This window comes from Shinella sp. SUS2, assembly GCF_001262505.1.
GTDB lineage: Bacteria > Pseudomonadota > Alphaproteobacteria > Rhizobiales > Rhizobiaceae > Shinella.
The window spans coordinates 1-3,025 of sequence record NZ_KQ410808.1 but is presented as its reverse complement, the minus strand read 5'-3'; the positions used below and the strand labels follow the sequence as shown (position 1 = coordinate 3,025).

Sequence of the window (3,025 nt, the reverse complement as noted above, 5' to 3'; positions counted from 1 at the left end):
CATGCAGTCCCGGCATCGCTGCTCTCCGACGGGCCCGACATAGCCTCAAAAGGCAGGGGCAGAATGCCCTCGCGCGCTTGCCGGCGCCAGAACGAAAGCTGGTGCGCAACAACGTCGTAACGGCGCGCGACATCAGCAACACGAACACCAGGCTCAAAGCTTTCCGCGACAATCCGCGCCTTCATATCATCCGGCCAACGTCGGTTTCCACGACGCGGCTCGACAACCTCGTAGCGCCCAACAAATCCATCATCTGCCATGCCAATCTCCAGATAGTCCTGGAAACCTTCTCGCACACGCAGAAAGCCTCAAAATACAGCTAATCCAATGGGGTGGAGACGGCGCTTACGATGTAGATCAGTGCCGCGACGGAATAGAACAGGATCGGATCGGCCGTGTAGTCGCTGACCCCAAATCGGTGTTCGAGGAGTTGGTCGCACTGTTTATTGCCGCAAAATCCAAGCGACAGGTCATCATGGTCACACATAACGCAAATCTCGTCATCAATACGGACGCGGACCAAATCATCATTGCCGATGCTGGCCCGCATCCGGCAGGCGGACTTCCCCCTATTACCTACAAGGCGGGCGGCTTGGAGAATGCGGAAATCCGAAAAGCCGTCTGCGATATTCTGGAGGGTGGCGAGGAAGCATTCCGCGAGCGAGCACGGCGTTTGCGGGTCAGGCTCGAGCGATAAGAAGACCTGTAGCGTCCGCCTCCCTCGGGAACGCAGCCTTTGGTGATATCTGGCAGACATTGCGTCTTCTCGAGCGAAGCGCGTCGAACGAATTCGCCGCGCGGCGGCTAGAACAATAGAAGTCCATCGTTTCGTTCGCCCCGCTGTCCATCGAAAGCCGTTTTGACAAAACGAGCAACAATCTCCTTTTTCTTGTCGTCGTTCCACGTTGCAAGTTGGCTCGGCGCGACGAAGAAGTTCTCCGCGCGGTCTATCAGCAGGCACGACAACTCAGCCAGCCGCTCCTCCCCGTCCCGCAAAAAAACAGGCGCAACATAACGCCGGGCAGCGCCGGATTGAGCCTTCGGATAGCTCACGATTACAACCGAACTCTGGCTGGATGTCGGAATGACATTTAGTGCTACGGCAGAGAAAGGTTTTCCCCAAGGCTTGTTATCGACAGAGAAGAAGGAGGACGCCGCCAGCGCAGGCTTCCTATTCAAAATCTCAAAAACAGAGTGTTCGATTTCTTCGAAACGCCTGGAAAGCAGGGGCTTGTCATAATGCTCCAGCCTGTGCTTCCAGACGCCCCACGATTTCAACATATGCTGCGTTGCCTCGATCATGGGCACTGACGGTTGATCCTTCGGCACCCTGCCCGCAGCAATCTGGAACTGGAGTGTTGCCTGCAGCCTCATCGCGGCCTCCATTACAGTATGAAGCTCACGCGACACTGAGCGATAGGCGATGAGGAAAAGTTGCTCGCGATCAGCGAGGGAAATTGGCTTCGTATCGATCGGCTTGAAAAGTTCAGTATCATGCACGCCGCAAAAGCCCGGGAATGTGGAGGCTTGATTTCGGCCGACCTTTTCAAAATCACATTTCGGCTGACCATCGCGAATACGCGTTCTGAGCTCATAGACGTGATTGTCCTGCGCAATGAGAGACATTGCTGTCGCGTTCTGGACGGAATGGGCATTTATCGCGGCCGCCGAGCATGAGAGCGCCGGTTCAAGGCACTTTTCGAAACGGAGCCTCATCGTTTTGAAGAAATCAGAAATGTGCGCACTATTTGCCGCCAATAAAGTTCCTCCACTTCGGCGCCGCGGAACGGTCTTTCCGGCTAACTCGCCATCGGCCGGCGCAGTCATACCTCGTACGGCCCGAGTCCCTGCAGCGACATCCCCGAAGACGGCTTTCCAGCTGGTAACTTTCTTATTCTTGCTCCCACTTCGCCCGCAACACAGCAGTCCGAGCACTGCCATCAACTCCCGGGTAGATTCGGCTAAAATTCATACCCATGAGTTCAAGATCGGCCAGAGCGTGTCGTACGTCTGACGCGGGGATAGAAAGGCGTCGAAGCGCTGTTGGTGCCTCATCAAAGTGTGACACGTACTCCTCCAAGCTATCATAGGGAGCCTTGAGCAAGGTGAACCAGCCGAGCTGGTTTCTCATCCTTTCGTTTCCGTAAGACGGAACATGTATGATTTCGACCCCTGCCTCCGCGTTCCAAACGTTGGCTTCGAGGAGATCGATGCACCAGACAGCAACATTTTCTACGTAGCTCTCATGTCCCGCGTTGAGAGCGTTCGCGTCGAGCCCGGCAAAGGCGAAAAAAGCCGCCACGTAGGGGCTCTCGCTCCAATCCAAAAGCCGGGTGGGGACGCCGTAGTGCTGTGCGAGACCAAGCCTTCGATGCGGGTTGGCCCAGATGTCTCTTTCAATTTGGAGGCCCTCCGTTTCCTGCTCGAACAGAGTGATAAGCCGTTTTGATGTCTCGGCCTTGTATCTGCGTTCACCTTTAAACCAGCGATCAAACGAAGAGATCAACGGCCAGCCTTCTGATCCCTGTCCCCGGAACAGGAAGCGACCCCGATCAAATGGCTTTCCCTTGAAGAGACCCTCAAGAACTTCCGACTTGAAGTTCTGCCAACTGTGACTTCTAACGGTAGAGAATTCTTTCAACGAACGGTCCTGATCTTTGCGGTCAATTGTACAACCAACCTATAGGTCGCGGGAAAACACTGAATTTGAAACGCCTTGTGCCTCACCGAGCGAACGCCGGGCCTGCAGGTGCCCCCTTAGAACTCCGCCATTTTGAAAAGTCTACCGTCCGGGCCCCCATCGTGGAGACGTAAGACGATCTCATCATCGGCAAAGCCCACGACCTGGCCTTTGTCATTCCGGGGCAGGTCGGATGCGATGACGGTCATGATGTACTGGAGCTTGCGACTGCTGACCTGATCGCGAACAACTTCAAGGAAAGCGAGTTTCTTAGAGGCTGCCTCAAAAAGAGGTGGGTGATTTCAACAGGTTATGATTCCTTCGGATTTGCGAGATTCGATGGAG

General features: G+C 55.0%; 3 protein-coding genes and 1 pseudogene. 1 reads left to right on the top strand and 3 read right to left on the bottom strand.

The genetic code is table 11. From position 1 onward, the window contains the following. Nucleotides 1–260, bottom strand: a 260-nt coding sequence (locus tag AKG11_RS34265; protein ID WP_156334237.1) for a transposase, incomplete at its 3' end; no start/stop codon positions are given. A 146-nt stretch (nucleotides 261–406) separates the two neighbouring features. Between AKG11_RS34265 and AKG11_RS35965 the strand changes: the two are divergent. Continuing rightward, nucleotides 407–697: pseudogene (locus AKG11_RS35965) on the top strand (hypothetical protein); the annotation flags it as partial. Between the two features lie 107 nt (nucleotides 698–804). Here the strand turns inward: AKG11_RS35965 and AKG11_RS33265 are convergent. After that, nucleotides 805–1,827, bottom strand: coding sequence for a hypothetical protein (locus AKG11_RS33265; protein ID WP_156334236.1), 1,023 nt, complete (start codon nucleotides 1,825–1,827; stop codon nucleotides 805–807). Nucleotides 1,828–1,891: 64 nt separating this feature from the next. Continuing rightward, nucleotides 1,892–2,641, bottom strand: a complete 750-nt coding sequence (locus AKG11_RS33260) for an FRG domain-containing protein (protein WP_157255864.1) — start codon at nucleotides 2,639–2,641, stop codon at nucleotides 1,892–1,894. Between the last annotated feature and the right edge of the window lie 384 nt (nucleotides 2,642–3,025).